This is a genomic window from Mucilaginibacter pedocola, assembly GCF_002013915.1.
Taxonomy (GTDB): Bacteria; Bacteroidota; Bacteroidia; order Sphingobacteriales; family Sphingobacteriaceae; genus Mucilaginibacter; species Mucilaginibacter pedocola.
In genome coordinates, this window is record NZ_MBTF01000023.1 from 385,936 (window position 1) to 407,581 (window position 21,646).

The 21,646-nt window shown below is 48.1% G+C and carries 19 protein-coding genes; 5 read left to right on the plus strand and 14 right to left on the minus strand.

Features of this window, described 5'->3' with window-relative positions; all coding sequences use genetic code 11:
• The 5 genes from BC343_RS19305 to BC343_RS19325 all read right to left on the minus strand — a co-directional run bounded on the left by BC343_RS19305 (position 1) and on the right by BC343_RS19325 (position 5,220).
• Positions 1–1,392 carry a TolC family protein gene (locus BC343_RS19305; protein WP_078349434.1) on the minus strand — a complete coding sequence of 464 codons (1,392 nt, stop codon included), beginning with the start codon at positions 1,390–1,392 and terminating at the stop codon, positions 1–3.
• A 94-nt stretch (positions 1,393–1,486) separates the two neighbouring features.
• Positions 1,487–1,855 carry a hypothetical protein gene (locus tag BC343_RS19310; RefSeq protein ID WP_078349435.1) on the minus strand — a complete coding sequence of 123 codons (369 nt, stop codon included), beginning with the start codon at positions 1,853–1,855 and terminating at the stop codon, positions 1,487–1,489.
• 113 nt (positions 1,856–1,968) lie between these two features.
• The gene (locus BC343_RS19315) at positions 1,969–2,811 is read right to left on the minus strand and encodes a universal stress protein (RefSeq protein WP_078349436.1); all 843 of its coding nucleotides are present in this window, start codon (positions 2,809–2,811) and stop codon (positions 1,969–1,971) included.
• 95 nt (positions 2,812–2,906) lie between these two features.
• On the minus strand, positions 2,907–4,388 hold the full coding sequence (locus BC343_RS19320; RefSeq protein ID WP_078349437.1) for a L,D-transpeptidase scaffold domain-containing protein: 1,482 nt from the start codon (positions 4,386–4,388) through the stop codon (positions 2,907–2,909).
• Between the two features lie 106 nt (positions 4,389–4,494).
• The gene (locus BC343_RS19325; RefSeq protein WP_078349438.1) at positions 4,495–5,220 is read right to left on the minus strand and encodes an LOG family protein; all 726 of its coding nucleotides are present in this window, start codon (positions 5,218–5,220) and stop codon (positions 4,495–4,497) included.
• A gap of 207 nt (positions 5,221–5,427) precedes the next feature.
• Between BC343_RS19325 and BC343_RS19330 the strand changes: the two genes are divergently transcribed.
• The 4 genes from BC343_RS19330 to hemN all read left to right on the plus strand — a co-directional run bounded on the left by BC343_RS19330 (position 5,428) and on the right by hemN (position 10,133).
• Positions 5,428–6,615, plus strand: a complete 1,188-nt coding sequence (locus BC343_RS19330) for a PAS domain-containing sensor histidine kinase (RefSeq protein WP_078349439.1) — start codon at positions 5,428–5,430, stop codon at positions 6,613–6,615.
• Entirely contained in the window at positions 6,612–7,661 is a 1,050-nt protein-coding gene (locus BC343_RS19335) for a response regulator (protein WP_078349440.1), read from the plus strand. The genes BC343_RS19330 and BC343_RS19335 overlap by 4 nt, the downstream gene beginning before the upstream one ends.
• An 80-nt stretch (positions 7,662–7,741) precedes the next feature.
• Entirely contained in the window at positions 7,742–8,800 is a 1,059-nt protein-coding gene (locus BC343_RS19340) for a 2-hydroxyacid dehydrogenase (protein ID WP_078349441.1), read from the plus strand.
• Positions 8,772–10,133, plus strand: a complete 1,362-nt coding sequence (gene hemN, locus BC343_RS19345) for an oxygen-independent coproporphyrinogen III oxidase (protein ID WP_078349442.1) — start codon at positions 8,772–8,774, stop codon at positions 10,131–10,133. Before BC343_RS19340 ends, hemN begins: the two co-directional genes overlap by 29 nt.
• Before the next feature lie 504 nt (positions 10,134–10,637).
• On the opposite strand, the gene BC343_RS19350 is transcribed toward hemN, so the two are convergent.
• From BC343_RS19350 to BC343_RS19390, 9 genes are all read right to left on the minus strand, one after another.
• Positions 10,638–10,985 (minus strand): hypothetical protein, encoded by a 348-nt coding sequence (locus BC343_RS19350; protein ID WP_078349443.1) that lies wholly within the window; start codon positions 10,983–10,985, stop codon positions 10,638–10,640.
• Positions 10,986–11,084: 99 nt separating this feature from the next.
• Positions 11,085–11,765 carry a sulfite exporter TauE/SafE family protein gene (locus tag BC343_RS19355; RefSeq protein ID WP_078349444.1) on the minus strand — a complete coding sequence of 227 codons (681 nt, stop codon included), beginning with the start codon at positions 11,763–11,765 and terminating at the stop codon, positions 11,085–11,087.
• On the minus strand, positions 11,755–12,183 hold the full coding sequence (locus BC343_RS19360) for a FixH family protein (protein WP_078349445.1): 429 nt from the start codon (positions 12,181–12,183) through the stop codon (positions 11,755–11,757). The genes BC343_RS19355 and BC343_RS19360 overlap by 11 nt, the downstream gene beginning before the upstream one ends.
• A 4-nt stretch (positions 12,184–12,187) precedes the next feature.
• The gene (gene ccoG, locus BC343_RS19365; RefSeq protein ID WP_078349446.1) at positions 12,188–13,558 is read right to left on the minus strand and encodes a cytochrome c oxidase accessory protein CcoG; all 1,371 of its coding nucleotides are present in this window, start codon (positions 13,556–13,558) and stop codon (positions 12,188–12,190) included.
• Positions 13,559–13,565: 7 nt separating this feature from the next.
• Complete coding sequence (locus BC343_RS19370; RefSeq protein ID WP_078349447.1) at positions 13,566–14,450, minus strand: cbb3-type cytochrome c oxidase N-terminal domain-containing protein; 885 nt, start codon at positions 14,448–14,450, stop codon at positions 13,566–13,568.
• Positions 14,447–14,638: a hypothetical protein gene (locus BC343_RS19375; RefSeq protein WP_078349448.1), complete on the minus strand. Its 192-nt coding sequence runs from the start codon at positions 14,636–14,638 to the stop codon at positions 14,447–14,449. The genes BC343_RS19370 and BC343_RS19375 overlap by 4 nt, the downstream gene beginning before the upstream one ends.
• Before the next feature lie 8 nt (positions 14,639–14,646).
• Complete coding sequence (gene ccoN / locus BC343_RS19380; protein WP_078349449.1) at positions 14,647–16,773, minus strand: cytochrome-c oxidase, cbb3-type subunit I; 2,127 nt, start codon at positions 16,771–16,773, stop codon at positions 14,647–14,649.
• 293 nt (positions 16,774–17,066) lie between these two features.
• Positions 17,067–17,222, minus strand: coding sequence for a cbb3-type cytochrome oxidase assembly protein CcoS (ccoS, locus tag BC343_RS19385; RefSeq protein ID WP_078349450.1), 156 nt, complete (start codon positions 17,220–17,222; stop codon positions 17,067–17,069).
• The gene (locus BC343_RS19390; protein WP_078349451.1) at positions 17,219–19,606 is read right to left on the minus strand and encodes a heavy metal translocating P-type ATPase; all 2,388 of its coding nucleotides are present in this window, start codon (positions 19,604–19,606) and stop codon (positions 17,219–17,221) included. Before BC343_RS19390 ends, ccoS begins: the two co-directional genes overlap by 4 nt.
• Before the next feature lie 119 nt (positions 19,607–19,725).
• Here BC343_RS19390 and BC343_RS19395 point away from each other — a divergent pair, with 119 nt between their 5' ends.
• A complete protein-coding gene (locus BC343_RS19395; RefSeq protein WP_078349452.1) occupies positions 19,726–21,513 on the plus strand; it encodes a hypothetical protein in 1,788 nt (595 codons plus the stop codon).
• Positions 21,514–21,646 lie beyond the last annotated feature (133 nt).

Consider the following 21,646-nt stretch of genomic DNA (forward strand, 5'->3'; position numbering starts at 1 on the left):
TTAGTTTAAAAGGTTTAAAACAGTATTTACCCGGTTGCCCGTAACCGCTTTTTGGAATAGCGCGCTGGTGTAGGCGTATTTTGCCTGGGCGTAATCGGTTTCGGCGCGGTAGAGGATGTTGAGGGCAGCATTCAGTTCAATGATATCGGTAAGCCCGCTTTTGTAGAGCGATAACTTTTGCCGGTAACCCGCAGTTGCCGCTTTGAGCTGATTGGGTATCTCCTGCAAGCGGCGGCGGGCGGTATTCAACTCTACATCGGCCTGGCTTAAGCCGAGAGCTACCAAATTTTTTTCCTCGTCCAACTTTTTGCGGGCATAGGTGGTGGCCGCCCTTTGCGTGTTTCGTTTGAGGTTTTTGCGGCGGATATCGAACAGGTTGTAGGATATGCCTACGCCCACCAAATAGTTGCCGCGGCTAAAACCCCAACCGGTAGATAGTGCGTTGAAATTATCATTAGCATCAACACTGCTGCCGCGCCCCCAGTAAGCACCTTCGAGGAATATTTTGGGGTTATACTGCTTTTTTACCAGTGCTTCCTTCTGCAGGCTGGCATTCAATAACGACTGGTAATAGCCAATTGCAGGGTGCCCGGCCGTATCGGCATCAAGCTGCGCCGGTGCGGCCATTTGGGCAATAAGCGCCTGCTCAACGGTAGTATCGGGCACAATGCCTTCATAAGCCAAACCGCTAATAGCAGATAACTTTAGCTGTACTTGTTTTAGTTGATTATCCAGTTCGATGTAGTTGAGCCTCGATTTAGATAGCTCGGCTTCGGCAAGGCTGGTATCAACCCCGGGGCGTACACCGCTTTTGGCCAGCGACTGGATAGACCGCCGTATTTGCTCGTTGCGCTTGATGTTGTGTGCTTGAATATCAAGGTAATCCTGCAAACGCAGCAGTTGCAGGTAGTAACCAATAGTATAGGCCTGCAAATTGTATTTGGCCTGCGCGAATTTCTTTTCTTCGGAATCTACCTCGGCCGTTGCTACGCGGTTTTGGGCAGCATATGCGCCGAAGTTATATACCTCCCACTCCAGCGCAGCAATGCCCAGGTTGGTTAATACAGCACTGTTGTTGCTTTGGGTACGTACCCCGCGCGAGTTGGAGGGCACAATACCAAAACCAAAGTAGGGACCGGCGGTATTGTTATTGGTACCCACATCGGCCTGGTAATTAAGGCGCAGGTTGGGCAGCCAGTTGTTATGCGTTTCGGTGGACTGGGCTTGCTTAATGCCTATCAGTGCCGAATCGGCGACGAGGGAGGGGGCGTTTTGGTTTACTTTTTCAAGAAGGGTTTTTAAAGAAATAGCCGGTGGTGCCTGTTGTGCATATACGCCGGTAACGCTGAGCAGCATAAAGCATAGGCAACACCATCTTTTGAGAGCGTGCATCTGATGATGTATTTAAGAATGAACGGGAAATAGTTGACAGAGCCTACCCTGAACGGGCGGCCTTAGGCTGCTTATGCAGCAGGAAAGAGAAATATCAAATGCTTAGTTTACCACCAAGGAGGTAAAGTTGTTCGGGCGGTACAAGGCCGTAGCGGATATCGCTGAGCACCCTGCCGGTAATGGCTTTTACGGGAGCGAAAACGCGGGCAAAAAAGCCGCTTAAAAAGAATGATAATGCAAGAAAAGCAGCGAACAGAGGTTCGGCAATGCGTTTTTGAACGGCAATAACGTCGAAGTCGCTGTCTTCAACAAATTCTTGTTTGCGTTTGGTGAATGCTTTTGCCAGTATGGTGGCTTGTGTATCGTTCGCTGCCCAATAGCTTGTGCTAAAGCCAATAAACGGCTTAGCGGCAAACATTGCCACAGCAAAAAATAGTAAAACCTGTATCCGGATGGCTTGCATTAGATTATATAACGCAATAATCGTGACAAATTTTATAAGAAATTGAAAATGGCGGCTTTGTAACTATAATGTTTCAAAGCCCGCCATTTCGGTCCGCACTCACAATCCCTGGCTCATATCAAAACCTTACTAAACCCATCAGGCAGCACCATTAGCGGTATTTTTGTTTTAACGGCCAGTTTTTGTGTATAACTGGCATCGAAAATTCCGTGGGGGCGGTGTATCATCACCAGCATATCTATCTGCCCATTTTCGGTTAACCATTTAAGGCCCGCTGTAACGCCTTCATTTTGCATTCCGCGGTAATAAATGTGCGGATAGTTTATTTTGCAGCCAACCTCGCTTAAAAAGTCTTCGGCACGGCGATGTTCTTCCGGCGATTCCATAACATGGCTCACCACTATTTCGGCATTAAAATAGCGGGCAAAATTGGCAACCGAATTTAATGCGTCGATATCGGCACTGCTTAGGTCGGTAGCAAAACCTATACGCTTTATAGACTGGTACTCGTGTTGTTTCGGGATCAGCAATAAGGGGAAGTCAGCCTTGTCTATAAGGCTTCGGCTATTGCTGCCCAATAAGAATTTTGAGAACATATTAGCGCCCGACATACCCATCACCACCAGGTTCACGTCATCGTCTTCTACCAGGTTCCTTACATAATCGGTAACATTGCCTACGCCCGTAGAGTAGCACACGCGCGGATGATAACCCTCACCAATACTGTCTTCCAGCAGGCCTGCCTGGTATATAAGTTCCGAGTCGGCGCTTTCTTTAAGAGCGGTGTAGTCGTCCATTGGCCAGGCAACCTGCGCAGCGTATACCGATTCGGCCGGTACCGTTACAGCATTACACAGCTTAATTTCGGCTTTTACGTTAATAGCAATATTTAGCGCGTATTTGGCAGCATTTGTGGCCGCGGGCGAAAAATCTGTAGGCACAAGTATGGTTTTCATGTTCTTATTGTTTTGCTATACAAAGGTTATTTAATAAGGGGGCTTAAATAATGACGGCTGCGAGCGGTTAAAACTGATCTTCGTCACATTCGCGTTCAGTTTTGGCCAATGTTAAGTGTAGGGTCGTCTTTTTTATACATCAGCATATCCAGGTTTTTATCCAGGCCGTACGGGTCGGGGTAATTTATAACAGCACCACCAACAACCTCGCAGGTAATGTAGGTAACCGCAATTGGCACAGGTGTTTTTAGCCTGAAGTCTTTTTTGATGCCTTTTGCTATATCGCGTTCCATTACGGTGATCGCGTTTTCGGCCTTGTCGTTTTTCAGTAACAGCCCGGCCAATACCGCAGCGTGTTGTACGCGGAGGCAGCCGTGGCTAAACACCCTGTTGTTTTTAAAGAATAAGCTCTGATCAGGCGTGTCATGTATATAAATTTCGTAAAGGTTAGGGAACTTGAATATCAACTGCCCCAACGCATTATCGCACCCGGAGGTTTGTGTTGCATAATACCTTTTTGGCGTTTTAAGTATAGCTTTAAGGTAATCCCTGTCGGGCGTTATAAGCATGCCGGCATTATTGTAAATGTTGTAGCGGTTGCTTCTTAAGTAGCCCGTATCGCGGATAGCTTTCGGCAGCAGTTCTTTTGTAAAGATGCTTTGCGGCACCCGCCATTCGGGCGAGCTTGTAAAATGTGTAATAGCGCTATTTAAGGTAGGGGTTGGTGTGCCCGGCTTGCCAATTATTACCCTAAAGCTATCAACAGCACCGTTGTGGTAGAAGCTCAGCATGGCCGATGGAATGTTAACGTGTATAAAGTTATCGGTATCTAACGCAGCCCACCGCAGCCTTTCCATATTAAGGGCTATTTTGCGCACCTCGGCCTCCGGGAATTCATAGCAATCGCCGGTTTGCACACCTGCTATCACATGCAGGCGTGCCTGCATGTTTTGATACGCCTTGCTGCGGGGTTGCACATTCAGCACGGCACGCATCAGGTCCTTACTTTGCATAGCGTTATTTATTACATCAATGGCGTTAAAGGCCAAATTACCTTTATCGATCTTGGCGCCGGCGAATAATGGGTTGTATTTTCCATAATGCAGGTTGTTGGTAAAAGATAGCATGGCATCGGTAAGCATGATATCGAAGCGTGCCTGCTCTGCCAGGGGTACCTGGTTGGGGCGCTCCAAAATATCGTGAAGCTTGCTGTACAGTAATTCTGTGGGGTGGTAATCGGCATGGTTTAAGCCGAATTGCAAAACACAATCTATCATAAGCATAGCTGACCATGTTTTGTCGGCATCGGCCGGGTTGGCTACCCAATTGGCATTGTATTGCCTTTGTGCATAAAAGCGGCGCACGCTTAGCGGAAAGTTCAAAGGCAGCTTGCTTTGGCTAATTTGCTTGCTTATCTCGGCACTTAGTGCATTGTCGAGCTTCGACGGTTGGTATGTCATCGCCGAACTCGCTTTTAGGAAGGCAAGTATTAAAGTAATTATAAGCAGGGCCGTTAGTAGTATATTACCCGCTTTGCCGGCATAGCCGTAACTTAGCGGTTGTGGTTGCTTTTTCATGTGGTTGCGTTTAATACTGTAAAGGTGAGTGGTTTACAGCGGCGAAATAATGACGGTGGTCAGTAAAAGAACTGATGCACAGCAGGACTACGGCATGCGGTCGAGTTTATCGGTGCTCGAACAGCCAACGGAATGGCCGGTATGCGCGCCTTGGTTTTAGCCCGAATTGTTTAATGCTTTTTTCTTTGATGAGCGCTACAGCTTCCTCAATATCATCTGTTACCAGGAAGTATTGTTCATCGGTTGCGCCAATGGTGCCGTTTTGCTTCATTACAGTTATGTGCTCCATCAGTTCCTCATGGTATTCCCGGCCGAATATCACAATAGGGAAATCCTTTATTTTATGCGTTTGTATCAGCGTAAGGGCCTCGAAGTACTCGTCGAGCGTACCATAGCCACCGGGCATTACTACAAAAGCAAAAGAGTATTTTACCAGCAATACTTTACGCAGAAAGAAATGGCGCATATAAACCCATTTATCCAGATAGGGGTTGGGCCTCTGTTCAACCGGCAACTGGATATTGCAGCCCACCGAGTATCCTCCGGCATCTTTGGCGCCGCGGTTGGCCGCTTCCATCAAGCCGGGGCCTCCTCCGGTTATAATGGTTAAGCCTAATTTTGCCATGGCGGCCGCTGCGCTACGGGTTTGCTGATAATAAGGGTGCTCTTCGGTAAACCGTGCGGAGCCAAAGAAAGTAATACATGGGCCAATAAAATGCAAAGCGCGCAGCCCTCTAATAAGGTCGGTAATGGTTTGTATGGCAAATTTCAGTTCTTTTAACCGCGAATGCGGCCCATCCAGAAATTGTATTTCGGTGTTAATACTTGCCATAGTAAAGTTAATTGGGGGCAGGCAGCACCTGCCTTGGTTTACAAACTGCCGCCGGGATCTTTATAATAATGGCGGCGATCAAAAATATGCATGGCCCTTTGGCATAAAAGTGACACGCGTCATTATCGGGGCTGAATGTCATTACATTTTTTGCCTCCCGGAGTCACGATATTTGCGCCATGTTGCTTTAAGGGCTAACTTAGTTTTATGGAAAGTGCTGCTTTATTAAATGCTATTATTCAAAACGCCATTGATGGTATTATTACCATTGATGAGCGCGGGTCGATAGAAACCATCAATCCGGCAGCATGTGCATTGTTCAGGTATAGCCCTGAAGAAGTTATAGGTAAAAATGTATCTTTTTTAATGCCCCCGCCCGACCGCAACCAGCACGACGAGTATATTAAACGTTACCAGCATACCCGCGTACCCCACATTATTGGTATAGGCCGCGAAGTTACCGGCCTGCGTAAGGATGGAACGGTATTCCCTTTCAGGCTGGCGGTGAGCGAAGTGGCTTATTCGGGCCGCAAAATATACACCGGTTTTATCCACGACCTGAGCAAGCAAAAAGAAGCCGAAGAACAACTGAGGGAATACGCCGCAGGATTGGAGGGGTTGGTTGAGGAGCGCACCCAATCGTTAAAAGAAACTGTGCTGGCCCTGCAGAACGCTAAAGAGGAAGTAAGCATTTCCCTCGAAAAAGAAAAAGAACTGGGGCAGTTGAAAAGCCGCTTCGTGTCTATGGCCTCGCACGAGTTCCGTACGCCCTTGAGTGCTATACAGCTTTCCGCTTCGCTGATAGATAAATATGCCCAACAGTTCGATAGTGAGCATATTAACAAGCACGTAGGTAAAATAAAGAATGCGGTGGGCAATCTTACCGGTATATTGAACGATTTTCTGTCGCTGGAAAAATTGGAGGCGGGTAAAGTAGAGCCCAATTTCAGCAGCTTCGACCTGGTGAAACTGTCCGAAGAAATTACCGAAGAAATGCAGTTGGTGGCCAAACAAAACCAGCATATTATTTACCAGCATACGGGGAAAGAGAGCATGGTTAGCCTTGATCAAAATCTGTTGAAGAATTGCATTTTTAACCTGATAGCTAACGCCATCAAATACTCGGGCGAGAATACTTTTATTGAATACAATACCGAAATAAACGAGCAGGGCTGCACCGTTATCATTAAAGACAATGGCATCGGCATCCCGGAGAAAGACCAGAAGCATTTGTTCGAACCTTTCTTTAGGGCGCACAATACCGGGAATATCCCGGGCACGGGCCTTGGGCTTAACATTGTTGCGCGCTATACTTATTTAATGAACGGACGAGTTGATTTTACCAGCATCGTTAACCAGGGCACATCATTCACCATCACCTTTACCAAAGCATGAGCAAGCAGGTTTTAATTATTGAAGATAACGACGATATACGCGAGAATGTAGTTGAGATACTGGAACTGGCAGACTTTAAAGTGCTGCAGGCCGCCAACGGCAAAATTGGTGTCGACCTGGCGCTGAAAAATAAGCCCGACATTATCCTCTGCGATATTATGATGCCCGACCTTGATGGTTATGGTGTGCTTTATATGTTGAATAAAAACCCCGAAACTGCCACCATCCCCTTTATTTTCCTGACGGCCAAAGCCGAGCGGGTAGACCTGCGCAAAGGCATGGATATGGGGGCGGATGATTACCTTACGAAGCCCTTTGATGATATAGAGCTGCTGAACGCGATAGAAACCCGGCTGAAAAAGAAAACCGCACAGGAAGAGTTTTACAGCAAGCCGCTGGATAAGATAGGCGGCTTACTGGCACGCAACAACGGCCTTGCTGAACTAAAAAACATTATTGCCGAGCGCAAAACCCGCCAGTTTAAAAAGAACCAGGTGGTGTATTACGAGGGCGATAAAGGCAACGGCTTATACATTGTATTGAGCGGTAAAGTAAAGGCCATGAAACTGGCCGAAGACGGCCGCGAGTTGATGACCGGTATCTTCGGCCCCGAGGAATACCTCGGCGTTAACGCATCATTATCGGGCGAGGCCTATGCCGATACCGCTACCGCGCTGGAAGATTCGCAGCTTTGCCTCATCCCCAAAGAACAGCTTGACGAACTGATAAACCATTACCCCGATGTGGCACGCAGCTTTATTGCCATACTGGCCAACGATGTGCGCGATAAGGAAGAACAACTGCTGCATTTGGCCTATAACTCGGTGCGCAAACGCATGGCGGGTTCGCTGCTGCGTTTGTATAAACAGAATGAAGCTGCCGAAAGCTTTAAGATAAGCAGGGAGGACCTTGCCGCCCTTGCCGGCATGGCAACGGAAACGGTGAGCCGCACCCTTACCGATTTTAAGGACGAAGGGCTGATAGAGAAAAAAGGCAGCCTGATCACCATCCTCGACGAAAAACGCCTCGCTAAAATGAAAAACTGACGAAGATCACTTTTCGGGCTGACGGCGCGCAACTACCAAAATACCTGTCCGCGATATTTTTGAATAAATATTTATTGCGGATGAAAGTAGTAGCGTACAGCATAAAACCCTTCGAAAAGGAATTTTTATCAAAAGCCAATCAAAAAAAGCACGATATAACCCTGATATCTAACCCCCTGAGCGTGGAAACTGCGGTTTTTGCCGAGGGGAAGGATGCCGTGGTGGTGTTCACCAATGATGATGTATCGGCCCCGGTAATAGCCAGGCTCGGCGCATTGGGCATTAAATACATTGCAACCCGCTCGGCCGGCACCGACCATATCGACCGCGATGCTGCCGCCATCTACGGCATCAAAATAGCCAATGTACCACACTACTCGCCAGAAGCCATTGCCGAACACGCTGTTGCTATGGCCTTTGCCCTCAACCGCAAATTAATAAAAGCCGACGGGCACAGCCACCACTTTAATTTTAGTAACGATGGGCTGATGGGTTTCAACTTTAATGGCAAAACCGTAGGGCTGATAGGTTTGGGTAATACAGGCTTAGCCGTAGCGGCTATTTTCAAAGGGCTCGGCTGCAGAGTTATTGGTTACGACCTGAAGTTCCCTGAAGATAGCATGGGTATTGAGCAGGTAACCCTGCCATACCTGTATGCCAATGCCGATATTATTTCGCTGCATGCGCCGCTTACGCCGGCTACCAAACACCTCATCAATAGCAACACTATACAGCAAATGAAAGATGGGGTAATGCTCATCAATACTTCACGCGGTGCTTTGCTCAATACTGCTGACGCGATACAGGGTTTGCGTAACGGAAAGATAGGTTACTTAGGGTTGGATGTTTATGAGTTTGAAAAAGGGCTATTTTTTGAAGACCACCACGGCGATGCTGTTAAAGATAACCTGTTGGAGCAATTGATGCAATTCGATAATGTGTTGGTAACGCCGCACCAGGCTTATTTAACGCGCGAGGCCATGCAAGGCATCGCTACCCAAACTATTAAAAACCTCGACCAGTGGCAGGAAAACAAATGCGTAGGCAACGCCTGTGTATGCGCCAAAGCCTGCCGCGCAACCCAAACGGCTAACCTAATTATACAGCAAAATGGACAAGCACCTCACAGCCAAATATAATGTAGCCGCACCACGGTACACCAGCTACCCTACTATGCCCTATTGGGATACCGATGCGTTTACTGCGGGGAAGTGGCTGCGGTCGGTACAATTATCATTCAACCAAACTAACTATGCCGATGGGCTGAGCCTTTACGTGCACTTGCCCTTTTGCGAAAGCCTGTGCACTTATTGTGGCTGCAATACGCGCATCACCAAAAACCATAGCGTAGAGATACCCTACATTAACGCTGTATTGAAAGAGTGGGAGATGTATAAGAATATGCTTGGAGGCCGGCCAGTTGTGCGCGAGCTGCATTTAGGCGGCGGTACGCCCACCTTCTTCAGTGCCGATAATTTGCATAAGCTAATAGCGGGCTTATTAGATAATGTAGATATACACCCCAACGCCGAATTTAGCTTCGAAGCGCATCCCGGTAATACTACCGAGGCGCATTTGCAAACTTTGTTCGATCTGGGTTTCCGCAGGTTGAGCTTGGGTATACAGGATTTTGACCCTGCGGTGCAGCTTATCATCAACCGGCACCAAACGGTAGAGCAGGTGCGCGAGGTAACTAACAACGCCCGCCGAATAGGTTACACCTCTATTAATTACGACCTGATATACGGGCTGCCCCTGCAAACCTTGAACAGCCTGGTAAGCACCATGCATTTGGTGAGCGAGCTGGTGCCAGATAGAATAGCCTTTTACAGCTACGCCCACGTACCCTGGATAAAACCCGGCCAACGTAAATTCACCGAGGCCGACCTGCCCGACGCACCCACCAAGGCAAAACTATACGAGATAGGCCGCAGCCTACTCAAAAATTATGGCTATGTAGAGGTTGGCATGGACCACTTTGCCCTCCCTGCCGATGAACTGGTAAAGGCAGGTGAAGAAGGTACGCTGCACCGCAACTTTATGGGCTATACCCATCAGCATACCCAACTGATGATAGGGCTGGGCGTATCATCTATCAGCGATAGCTGGTATGCCTTTGCGCAGAATAAAAAGACGGTAGAGGATTACCTGTATGACGTTGAGCACGGCATATTACCGGTATTCAAAGGGCATAATCTAACGCCCGACGACCTGGTTATACGTAAGCATATCCTCAACATCATGTGCACCGGCCAAACCACCTGGAACCACCATGCCGAGCCCTGCGAGGCCCTGCTGGAAGGCATAGAACGCCTGGAACCCTTAGCCGAAGACGGATTGATAGAACTATTTTCCTTCGGACTGAAGGTTACCCAATCGGGCACGCGCTACCTGCGTAACATATGCATGGCGCTTGATGCCAGGCTGTATGCCGATAAGCCGGCTACGCAATTGTTTAGTATGGCGATATAAACCATGTTGGCAATTTAACCGCAAAGGCCGCAGAGGGAAAACGCAAAGAAGCGCAAAGCCTGTTGAGTTAACACGAATTAAGAATAATTTTCACAAATCTTATCAGTAGTTTTAATTAGTGAAATTCGATTCAATTCGAATAATTAGTGTTCACTCTTTTTCTTTGCGTCTCTGCGCCTTTGCGTGAAATTTTGAAAACTTGACCACAAAGCCTTTTGAGTTAACACGAATTTCACTAATTAAGAATAATTTTCACAAATCTTATCGGCAGTTTTAATTAGTGAAATTCGATTCAATTCGAAAAATTAGTGTTCACTCTTTTTCTTTGCGTTTCTGCGTGAAATTATTGCAGCTTAATCTTTGCGCTTCTTTGCGTTAACCATTATGCAAATTCTCTGTGTCCTTTGCGGTAAAAATAGCCACAAGGTATATTCCCGCAAATCATAAACAACAAAGCCATCCGCTAAACAACGGATGGCTTACCATTTATAAGTAGGGGGGCTGTTAGATGATGAATGCAATTACCATTAGGATGTGCACTAACACGCTGGCGGCAAAAATGCCCAGCATAGTACGTATACCCGCGCCGCCCATACCGGCTATGATGTTAGCAAAGAACAAGCTTAAGGTTACTGCTAAAACGGCTATTGGTGCACTGAAGTAAAAGAGCAATACCGCAGGTACAGGCAGAAACAATACGCCCTGTGCAATTAAAGATACCATGAACCATAAGGTGCGGTTGGGTGCTTGTTTATCGGCCCAGGCGGTAAGGTTGGCCAATGCATTAGTATTTGTATTGTTGGTAGTGGTTGCCTGTTTCCAGGTGGTGGTGTTATTTGTTAGCGTTGCCATGATGTGTTTAATTTTATACCACAAAGATGCTGCGCATACACCACCCCGCGAATGACGGCAGGCCTATAGAAAAATGACGGTAGTCACATTTGCGAAAGGCTACCGGCAGATGCTGGTACCTACTGTTTTGGTAACAGGGCTGAGGTAAGGGATATTCAACCCCGAGCCGCGCAGGATGAACCAGCAGCCAAGGCATACCATGAGGTAAGGCACAGCTTTATTGATGCGGCGGCGGACCGGTGCCGATAAAAAGCCCACGCTTAGTGTAGCGGCAAACATTAACGGAAATGTACCCATGCCGAACCAAAACATAAATTGTGCAGCCTGCAAAGGCGTGGAAGTATTAAGCGCGCCGAACAAAGCGGCATACACAAAACCACAAGGCAAAAATCCGTTGAGCATACCCAGCGCCAAATGCCCGGCCTTGTGTTTAACGGCCAGGTTAACCAATTTGTAAAACCACGGAAAGGATGGCAGCCCCGTACTGTTTTTGAATTTGAACAGCCTGTTAAGCGCCATGGTGATAATAAATATGCCACTGGCAATACTTACCCATTGCTGCAGCCCGGCCAGCCAAAATAATTTGCCGGCATAACCAAGCAGTAGACCCAATACCGAGTAGGTGATAATACGCCCCAAATTATACAGCAGTTTATCGGCAGCTATGGCCCAGCGGTATTGACGCACTGAGGGCACGCTGAAAGCCAGCGGGCCGCACATGCCTACGCAATGCACACTGCCCAGCAAGCCGATGAAAAACGCTGCCTGGTTATTTTCCATTTACGAAAAGCCCCTTTTGGTAGAGGTAGTTTTTGGCATTGCTGCTCCATTCTATCTTCACATCCCAGCGGCCGGCGCTTAGTTTATCGGCAGGTATATTAATGGCATTACTTGCGCCGGTGTTCACAGGGAAGGTAAGATCTTTGTTTTTGCCAAGCGGGTTTACAAATTTGATGACACCAACGGCCGGCTCCTTAAAGGCAACGCCTATAGCTGTTTGGTTTTGTGTGATAAGGGGTTGGGCATTATCTGCTATTACCAGCCGTTCTCGGTCGTAGTCGCGGTTATAGTTTAAGCCCTTTTCGTAGTACTGATGATCGTAATCATCGGCAGGGAGATTGAACATATACACGCTCATACTCATGATGAAACCCATAAAAAGTATCATCCCTATTATTAGTTTTTTTCCCCAGTTCATATTATTAATTATTAGCGGGCCCTATAAACGAAGTGCTTTCGATAGCAGCTACTTTTTGCCCGTTGATCAGTTGCAGTTTTACAGTAGTTTTTGGCGAATGGATATCACCGGCGGGCACCATCACAAAAAATACCACCTTAGCCGAGCCCCCCTTTTCTATAGGCCCCGGCGCCTGTATGTATTTTATTTTAATGCTTTTATCTTCCGGCGCAATGGCCACGGTTTTTGTTTCGTTGGATTTGTTGATTATCTCGGCATTATACACATTGCTGATGTAGTTGCCCGGCTGTTCCTGGTACAGCATGCCCGCGCTGCGCATCACCGTCATATCTAACTCGCTCCTGCTGAAAATGAAGTAAGCCAATACCCCAAGCAGTAGCGCCATTACCGCGCTGTAACCACGCATGCGCCAGGTAAAAGTGGGGCGCTGGTCCTTTTCTATCATGTTCTCTGAGTAAAAGCCCACAAGATTCAGCTCCCGGTTTATTTTGGCCATTACATCGTTGCAGGCATCAATGCAGGCGGTACAGTTGGTACACTCCAATTGGGTGCCGTTGCGGATATCTATCCCGGTAGGGCAAACCGCAACGCAAAGCCCGCAGTCAACGCAATCACCTAACTTCGACTGGTCAGCTGCCTTTTTCAGTTTGCCGCGTGGTTCGCCGCGTTTATCGTTATAGGCCACCACCATGGTGTCTTTATCTATCAATACTCCCTGCAGGCGGCCATAGGGGCATATTACGGTGCAAACCAGTTCGCGCACCTGGCTATAAACCAAATAGAAAACAGCCGTAAATACCCAAATGCTGATAAAGCCAACGGTGTGCGATGATACCGGCTCTGTAATGATCTTCAAAAGGTTTTCGCTGCCTATTACGTAACCTAAAAAGGTATTGGCGATAAGGAAGGATAACAGGATAAAGATGCCGTGCTTGCTGCCTTTTTTCAATAGTTTTTCGCTGGTCCATTCGCTTGCATCCAGTTTACGGCGCTTATTGGCATCGCCCTCTATCCAAATCTCTATCCGGCGGAAAACCATCTCCATAAAAATGGTTTGGGGGCATATCCATCCGCAAAATACCCGCCCGAAAGCAATAGTGAACAGCAGCACAAATACCATAAACACAAGCGTTGCCAGCGCGAACAGGAAGATATCTTGCGGCCAAAACACCTGCCCCAGCAGCACAAATTTGCGCTCCATAAAGTTGAGCAGTAATAGCGGCTGCCCGCCTATCCGCAGAAACGGCCCTGCAAAAAAGAAGATGAGGTATACATAACTGATTGCTGCGCGCCATTGGTATAGTTTGCCCTTGCGCAAAGCAGGATACAGCCAACGCCTTTTCCCTTTATCTGTAAACACTGCGGCTGTATCCATTTTGCACTTAATTGAGGGCTAATTTTTCTACGGTTTCCTTTTCGCCCTGCGGCTCTTTAGCACCGGCGGGCTTTGTGCCTTGTATCGAAATAATGTAGTTGGCCACATCGGCTATCTGTTTTGGCGATAGCTGTTTCTCCCAGGTGGGCATCCCTTTGGCTTGTACGCCGTATTTAATGGTTTTAAATATGTCGGTTATTTTGGCACCGTGCAGCCAGTACTCGTCGGTAAGGTTGGGGCCAACTACGCCCTGGCCGTTCTCGCCGTGGCAGGGGGCGCAGCTTGCTTTAAAAACTGCTTTGCCTTCGGCGATGGCGGCCGGGTCGTTAACTGCCTTTACGGTGTTCTCGTCCACCAGGTTGGCGGCTTTGCTCAGATAAATCTTCTTTGCGGCATCAGCTTGTGCTATCTCGGTTTTATATTCAGCATCCTGCAATTGGCCGGTGCCGAATACGTGGTATACCATCAGGTAGCCCAGACCGAATATAATAGTGCCGTAAAACAGCACCATAAACCAAGAGGGCGTTGGGTTGTCCAACTCGTGTATGCCATCGTAAGCGTGTGGTATCAGGATGTCTTTCTCCTCCGATAGTGGTTTGAGCGATAACAGCTTTTGCCATACCTCGCTTTTTGGTTTCTTTTCTTTTTTAGCCGGTTTTAGTTCGGCCTCTATTTGCTGTTTGGTATAGCCCTGCAGTTTTAAAACGGCTTTGGTAAGTACCTTAAAGGTGCGCAACAGTACCAGCAGCGTAGCCAGAAAAAGCAGGAGCATGCCAATGATAGCACCAAAGCCTATATAGTTTTTTGTTTCGGCAGATAGCAGGCTGTCTTCTGCAAAGCTTTGTTGTGCCAGCAGTAAAACAGTTAAGGTGGTTAATAGGCGCTGCTTCATGGTATCAGGGTGTTAGGTGTTGGGGTGTCGCCGTCGGCGAGTGGAAGTGCACTCATATGGTCGATATGGGTTTTCCTTAAACGGAACAGCATAACGGCAACTACAATAAAAAATACAAGGAATATACCCAGCGAACTAAGCAGGTAAACCTGGTGCCCGTTTATGTTCTCGGTGAATTGTTTAAACATGGTTATACTTATTTGCTTGCTGTTTTATTTGCTTTAATATCTACCCCCAGCCTTTGCAGGTAGGCAATAAGGGCTATGATCTCTTTATCACTTTTTACCTTTATTTTATCCTTACCCAGGTTGTCGGCTATTTGCTGTGCCTGTGCGTTCAGGTCGGCATTGGCCTGGTTTTCGTAACCCACTGCATAGGGCACGCCCAGCTTGCGCATGGCGTTTATTTTGGCGCGGGTGGTAGTAGTATCCAAAGTTTGACTGATCAGCCAGTCGTAATTCGGCATAATGCTACCCGGCGACATCAGTCTCGGGTCAAGCATGTGATTGTAATGCCAGGCGTTACCATACTTCTGCCCTTCGCGCGCCAGATCCGGCCCGGTGCGTTTAGATCCCCACAGGAAGGGGTGATCGTACACGAACTCGCCTGCTTTACTGTATTCGCCATAGCGCTCTGTCTCCGAGCGGAAAGGCCGCACCGTTTGCGAGTGGCAGTTAGAGCAACCCTCACGGATATACACATCGCGGCCCTGCAACTCCAGCGGGGTGTAAGGCTTCACGCTGGCAATGGTGGGTACGTTGGAGGAGATGGTCATGGTAGGCATCAGCTCAATGATACTGCCAATGAGGATAACGATGAGCGCGCCCACCATCAGCGGTATAGGGCGGCGCTCCAGTTTACGGTGCCAACTGCCGCCATCTGTTGTTGCGGTAACAGGTTCTAAAGGCATGGCTTCGGCAGCTTCGTTGGCCACCAATTTGCCCTGCGCCATAGTGCGTGCCAGGTTGTAGGCCATTACAATTACCCCAAGCAGGTATAAAGTACCACCTACCGAACGCATCATGTGCATTGGGATAATGCGCAGCGTTGTCTCCAAAAAACTTGGGTACTTCAGCATGCCTTCGGGAGTAAATTCCTTTAGCATTAAGCCCTGGGTGAAGCCCGCCCAATACATGGGGATGGCGTAAAACAATATCCCCAAAGTGCCTATCCAGAAATGGAAGGAAGCCATCTTTTTAGAGTACAGTTCGGTTTTGTAAATGCGCGGTATCAGCCAGTATAAAATAGCGAAGGTTAAGAAACCGTTCCAACCCAGTGCGCCAACGTGTACGTGGGCTACTATCCAGTCGGTAAAGTGCGCCAGCCCGTTTATTTGTTTTAGCGAAAGCATGGGGCCTTCGAAGGTGGCCATACCATAGGCGGTTAGGCCCACTACCATAAATTTAAGCACTACATCATCGCGCACTTTATCCCATGCACCGCGCAGGGTAAGCAGGCCGTTTATCATACCTCCCCAACTTGGCGCTATCAGCATAATAGAAAAGGCAACCCCTAATGATTGTGCCCAGCCCGGAAGCGTGGTATACAGCAAATGGTGCGGGCCTGCCCATATGTAAATAAATATCAGCGCCCAAAAGTGTAGTATACTCAGCTTATAAGAATAAACCGGGCGGTTGGCCATTTTGGGCAGAAAGTAGTACATCATGCCCAGGTATGGCGTGGTTAAAAAGAAAGCCACAGCATTGTGCCCGTACCACCATTGCACCAGGGCATCCTGCACACCGGCATATACCATGTAGCTTTTGAAGGCAGATATAGGCAGCTCGAAAGAGTTTACAATATGCAGCACCGCAATGGTAACAAAGGTGGCTATGTAGAACCAGATGGCCACGTACAAATGCCTTTCGCGGCGTTTAAAAATGGTACCGAACATGTTGATACCAAACACCACCCATATCAGCGTAATGGCAATATCAATGGGCCACTCCAGCTCAGCATATTCGTGCGAAGTGGTAAGCCCCAGCGGCAGGGTAATTACTGCAGATACAATGATAAGCTGCCAACCCCAGAAGTGTACCTGGCTGAGGATGTTGCTGAACATGCGTGCCTTGAGCAGGCGCTGCAGCGAGTAATAAACACCCATAAAAATGGCATTGCCCACAAAGGCGAATATCACTGCATTGGTATGCAGCGGGCGTATACGGCCAAAAGTGGTGTACTGGTTGCCCATGTTCATGCCGGGCTTAAATAACTGAATGGCGACGATAAGGCCCACCGTCATCCCGATAATGCCCCAAACAATGGTGGCTATACCGAAATTCCGGACGATCTTATTGTCGTAGTAAAATTTTTCGGGCTGCATAAAATTGTTGTTTTATTGTGGTGTAAAATTATTGAGCGTGCTATTGGCGGGGAATGACGGTAGGGGTAGGGAAAGGTGACGGAGGTCATTTTTTTAGGGATGTTGGCTTGGTGATACTCGCGCCCCTATTTACCTCACCCCGGGTTCGCTTCGCTGCCGACCCTCTCTTCATGCGGAAAAGAGGGTGAGCTACATTTTGTTTTTTACGCCCTCTTTGCGAAGCAGAGAGGGCCGACGCTCGCGCATGCGAGCCGTCGGGGTGAGTCAACTCGCCGAGCGGACATACCCCCCCATCACTTTTCAGGCGATTCCTCATCATCAAAAAGTATCCTCACCGATGGCGTATACAGGTCATCGTTCTGCCCGCTGCGTTGCGCCCAGAAGAATGCACCAAGGAAGCATAGGGCCAGCAGCACGCTGCACCCTATCAAAAAATAAATAATGCTCATGCCAGGTTCCTCCTTTTTGCTGCAAAATGCGTGGCTATGGTAGTGAATGATATAATGGTTGCCGTACTCAGTGGCATCAGTATGGCCGCCGTAAGAGGCGATAGGTTGCCTGTGACGGCATAGCTTAAACCGATGAGGTTATAGGTAAGCGAGATAAAGAATGAGCAGTGAATAATGGTGACCGTGTTTTTAGAGAAGTGCAGGAAAGCCGGCAGTTTGCTGAACGAGCGCCCATCCAGTATGGCATCGCAGCCGGGGGAGAAGTTGTTGATGTTATCGGTAACGGCTACACCCAGGTCGCTTTGTTTGAGCGCTCCGGCGTCGTTTAGCCCGTCGCCTATCATCATGGCTTTTGCTTTTAAATATTGCAGGCTGCGGATAAACTCCAGCTTGTTTTGCGGGCTTTGGTTAAAGCGCATTTGGTCGGTATGTTTAAAAACTGGCAGCAGTCCGCCCTGCTCATGGTCGCTATCGCCCGAGATGAGGAAGAGTTTGTAATCGGCCAATGCTTCCGCCGTTTGCTGCAAACCCTCGCGGTAGTTTTGCCTGAAGGCGAAGTAGCCCAGGTAAGTGCCGTTTATCATGAGGTGTACTTTGGTGGCATTATTATCATCATCGTACTGCCCGAACATGAACCTGCCGCTGCCTATCTTCACCTCATCATCGCCTGCAAAAGCGGTTATACCTTTTCCCGGTGCTTCTTTGTAATGGCTTACGGGCAGTTTTTCTGCCGCGCCAAAGTAATGGCATATCATGCGCGAAAGCGGGTGGGTGGAGTTGCTGCACGCGCTATAAATCACCTGTGCCTGCTTGGGTGTTAATTGCCCAACAAGGCTTACATGATTATCCGCCGCGGTAGTAATAGTGCCTGTTTTATCGAACACGATGGTGTTGATGCGCGCCAGTTGCTCTACCACCGCCGTGTTTTTGAGGTAGAACAGGTTTTTATCAAAAATGCTAAGCGCGGCCGACATGGTGAAGGGCGTGCTCAACGCCAAAGCGCAGGGGCAGGCTACTATCAGTACAGCTGTAAAAGCTGCCAGCCCGCGGTTGATGTCGTTAGGCAGCCAAAACAGCAGCGAACCAAAAGCGATGATGAGCAGCACAATGGTAAAGTGTTTACTCACCCGCTCATTAAAAGTAGCCATGCGGTTATCCTGCTGGCGGGTAAAGGCTTCGTTGTTCCACAATTGAGTGAGGTAGCTTTGCGATACGGGTTTCACCACTTCCAGCTCAATGGCTTCGCTGGTTTGCCTGCCGCCTGCATAAATAATTTCGCCAAGGGTTTTGTTGACGGGGACAGATTCGCCGGTCACGAAGCTGAAATCTATCAGCGCATCGCCTTTCAGCAGGATAGCATCGGCAGGAATAATTTCATTATGTCGTAATACAATGCGTTGCCCAACTTTCAATTCGGCAAGGGGGATGGGTTTCTCCACGCCGTCGGTTATCACCTGTACCGCTACGGGGAAGAACGAACGGTAATCGCGCTCGAAAGAGATATGGTGATAGGTTTTGCGCTGCACGAATTTGCCAACGAGCAGGAAGAATACCAGCCCGCAAAGCGTATCGGCAAAGCCTGCGCCCGTGTTGGTAGCCACTTCTATCAACGTGCGCAGAAACAAAACGGCAATACCCAGCGCCAACGGGAAATCGATATTCAATACCTTGTTCTTCAGGTTATGCCAGGCCGAACTGAAGTATTCGGCACCGCTATAGAACACTACAGGCAAGCCGAACAGTACATTCAGCCATCCGAAAAAATGTTTAAAGTTTTGCTCGAATGCCGATAGCCCTAAATACTCAGGGAAGCTAAGCAGCATTACGTTGCCCAAGCAAAATCCCGCTACGGCAATGCGCTGCACCAGGTTATCTTTTATGGTGTTTTGTTTTTTAATAACATCCTGCAAGTTAATGGCAGGTTCGTAACCAATGTCGAAAAGCAGCTCTACCAGTTGGCGCAGGCTAAGGTGTTTGCTATCGTATTTAACACTGAGTTGTTTTTTCAGGAAATCTATCCGGCTGTGGAATATAGCTGGGTTAAACTTGTTCAGTTTCTCCAGCAGCCAAATGCACGAACTGCAATGGATATGCGGAATATACAGCGTAACCATAGTAAGGCTACCGTCGGTATAATCTATAAGCTCTTTCACAATGCTTGGCTCGTTCAGGTACTCAAAACGTTTATCGGTACGCGTGCGGGTGAGGCCGGGGTGGTCGTTAAAATTGTAATAGCTGCAAAGGTTGTTGGCAGCCAGTATGCCGTAAACGCTTTGGCAACCCTGGCAGCAAAACTGTTTTCCGTCCTTTTGGTAGGCGGTGGTATTGCATTCGTCGCCGCAATGGTAACACAGGGTTAATTGGGAAAAAGTGCTCTCCGTCATTTCTTAAATTTTATGTTCCAAAACTGCCGTTTAGCTGGCGATAAAATAATGATGATGCCGGGGCCGAAATGTGACGGTGGTCAGTTTTTGAGCGGCGGGCTAAGCCTACTTTTGGCGGCATGAGCCATACATTCCATATCCCCGTTTTAGGTTTAGGTTTTTCTGTTGATACCCCGCTGAAGGTTGCCCGCTACGGCATCTCGTCGGTAATGTCGGTTGTTGATGATGTGTTGATAGAACGCATGCGCGAGTACCACGCCGTGCAAAACAACCGCCCGTATACCCTCATTAAAAAAGGTGATGACGACTACCGCGCCAAACGGATAACCGCTTATTTGAACCTGGTAGATGAATTGGTGAACGAGCAGTTCGAAGCACTGAAACAGCAGCAATTCGGCACAGGCAGCGATTTGGATAGGTACTTTCAGCTATTACCCGAAAGCTCGCAATTGCGGCAAGGGTACGACCTGATGATGGAATACCCCGAGGGCGAACGCAAACAACTTTTTCAAGCCATCCTGAAAAGAAATATGGTGAAAGGCTCTGCCGATGTAAACATTATGGCCAAGGTGGATAAAATGAACTTCACCGAAGACGGCCAATACACCGGCGACGAAAATACCGATGCCCTTGCCGCCCTGCGCGGTTTTGTCAACAGCACGCTTTGCTCGGCGGTTACACTATCTGCCGGCATGAATCCGCGTTTATATAGCTACCTCGAAGCTTTCCCCTGTTTCTTCCCCGATGAGCGGGGCGAGTTTCAGAAGAAGGTTATCCTGAAAGTAAGCGATTTCCGATCGGCATTTATACAGGCAAAATTTTTAGCCAAGAAAGGTGTTTGGGTATCCGAGTTCAGGATAGAATCGGGCTTGAACTGTGGCGGGCATGCTTTTGCTACCGAAGGCTTTTTATTAGGCCCCATACTGGAAGAGTTTAAAACCCGCCGCACCGAAATGCAGGAAGAACTATACCGTTTGTTCGATGCTGCACTGTTGCAAAAAGGTATGTTGGTTAACAACATGCCCACCCAGCGTATCACCGTACAGGGCGGCATAGGCACTGCCGAAGAAAATGAGTTTCTGCAAAGGTATTACAACCTTGATGGTACCGGCTGGGGCAGCCCCTTTTTGCTGGTTCCCGAGGCTACTAATGTGGATGATGATACCCTTGCCCAACTGGTAATGGCTAATGAAGATGATTACTACCTGAGCAATGCCTCGCCCCTGGGCATCTTGTTCAATAATTTTAAACAAAGCAGCATTGAGCAGCAAAGGCTGATGCGCATAGAATTTAACCGCCCCGGCAGCCCCTGCACTAAAAAGTTTTTGTGCAGCAATACCGAGTTTACCGAGCAACCCATATGCACTGCATCGCGCCAGTACCAAAACCTCAAATTGAAACAAATTGAGGAAGAACAACTGGCACCTGAAGCGCACCAAAAAGCAGTAAACGCTATAACCGAAAAGATATGCCTTTGCGAAGGCCTTTGTTCATCGGCATACCTTAAATACAACATCAGCAAACCGCGCGAGAATACCGCCGTTGCTATTTGCCCGGGGCCGAACCTGGCGTATTTTAAAAACGCATTTTCGTTAGATGATATGGTGGCCCACATCTACGGCAAAATAGACCTGCTGAAGAATGCCGCCCGCCCGCATGTGTTTTTAAAGGAAATGGAATTGTACGTAGATTATCTGCAGAAAGACATACAGCAAAACCTTGCCGAACTTACTGCCAAAAAGAAACTACAGCTGACTAAATTTAAGGAGCAGATGCTGGTAGGCATAAGTTACTATAAAACGCTTTTTAACGAGGTACTAACGCTACCAACTGCCGCAATGGAGCAGTTGCATGCGTTTGAAAGTAGAGTAGATGCATTGCTAATGGGGGAAATGCAGACAGTGTAAACTGGTGTAGGGCCGGGTATTTTGTAATCGAAATTCTTCTACTATTTATCGCCATTAAGTAAGCAGAGTTGATCTATTACTAAAATAAAGCGGCAGTCTCTATAGGTAGTGCCGCTTTATTTTCAGATCGCTT

Bases quoted from the DNA above. Each gene is read 5' to 3' on its own strand.
- BC343_RS19305 (WP_078349434.1), bottom strand. From the start codon at position 1,392: ATGCACGCTCTCAAAAGATGGTGTTGCCTATGCTTTATGCTGCTCAGC.
- BC343_RS19310 (WP_078349435.1), bottom strand. From the start codon at position 1,855: ATGCAAGCCATCCGGATACAGGTTTTACTATTTTTTGCTGTGGCAATG.
- BC343_RS19315 (WP_078349436.1), bottom strand. From the start codon at position 2,811: ATGAAAACCATACTTGTGCCTACAGATTTTTCGCCCGCGGCCACAAAT.
- BC343_RS19320 (WP_078349437.1), bottom strand. From the start codon at position 4,388: ATGAAAAAGCAACCACAACCGCTAAGTTACGGCTATGCCGGCAAAGCG.
- BC343_RS19325 (WP_078349438.1), bottom strand. From the start codon at position 5,220: ATGGCAAGTATTAACACCGAAATACAATTTCTGGATGGGCCGCATTCG.
- BC343_RS19330 (WP_078349439.1), top strand. From the start codon at position 5,428: ATGGAAAGTGCTGCTTTATTAAATGCTATTATTCAAAACGCCATTGAT.
- BC343_RS19335 (WP_078349440.1), top strand. From the start codon at position 6,612: ATGAGCAAGCAGGTTTTAATTATTGAAGATAACGACGATATACGCGAG.
- BC343_RS19340 (WP_078349441.1), top strand. From the start codon at position 7,742: ATGAAAGTAGTAGCGTACAGCATAAAACCCTTCGAAAAGGAATTTTTA.
- hemN (WP_078349442.1), top strand. From the start codon at position 8,772: ATGGACAAGCACCTCACAGCCAAATATAATGTAGCCGCACCACGGTAC.
- BC343_RS19350 (WP_078349443.1), bottom strand. From the start codon at position 10,985: ATGGCAACGCTAACAAATAACACCACCACCTGGAAACAGGCAACCACT.
- BC343_RS19355 (WP_078349444.1), bottom strand. From the start codon at position 11,765: ATGGAAAATAACCAGGCAGCGTTTTTCATCGGCTTGCTGGGCAGTGTG.
- BC343_RS19360 (WP_078349445.1), bottom strand. From the start codon at position 12,183: ATGAACTGGGGAAAAAAACTAATAATAGGGATGATACTTTTTATGGGT.
- ccoG (WP_078349446.1), bottom strand. From the start codon at position 13,558: ATGGATACAGCCGCAGTGTTTACAGATAAAGGGAAAAGGCGTTGGCTG.
- BC343_RS19370 (WP_078349447.1), bottom strand. From the start codon at position 14,450: ATGAAGCAGCGCCTATTAACCACCTTAACTGTTTTACTGCTGGCACAA.
- BC343_RS19375 (WP_078349448.1), bottom strand. From the start codon at position 14,638: ATGTTTAAACAATTCACCGAGAACATAAACGGGCACCAGGTTTACCTG.
- ccoN (WP_078349449.1), bottom strand. From the start codon at position 16,773: ATGCAGCCCGAAAAATTTTACTACGACAATAAGATCGTCCGGAATTTC.
- ccoS (WP_078349450.1), bottom strand. From the start codon at position 17,222: ATGAGCATTATTTATTTTTTGATAGGGTGCAGCGTGCTGCTGGCCCTA.
- BC343_RS19390 (WP_078349451.1), bottom strand. From the start codon at position 19,606: ATGACGGAGAGCACTTTTTCCCAATTAACCCTGTGTTACCATTGCGGC.
- BC343_RS19395 (WP_078349452.1), top strand. From the start codon at position 19,726: ATGAGCCATACATTCCATATCCCCGTTTTAGGTTTAGGTTTTTCTGTT.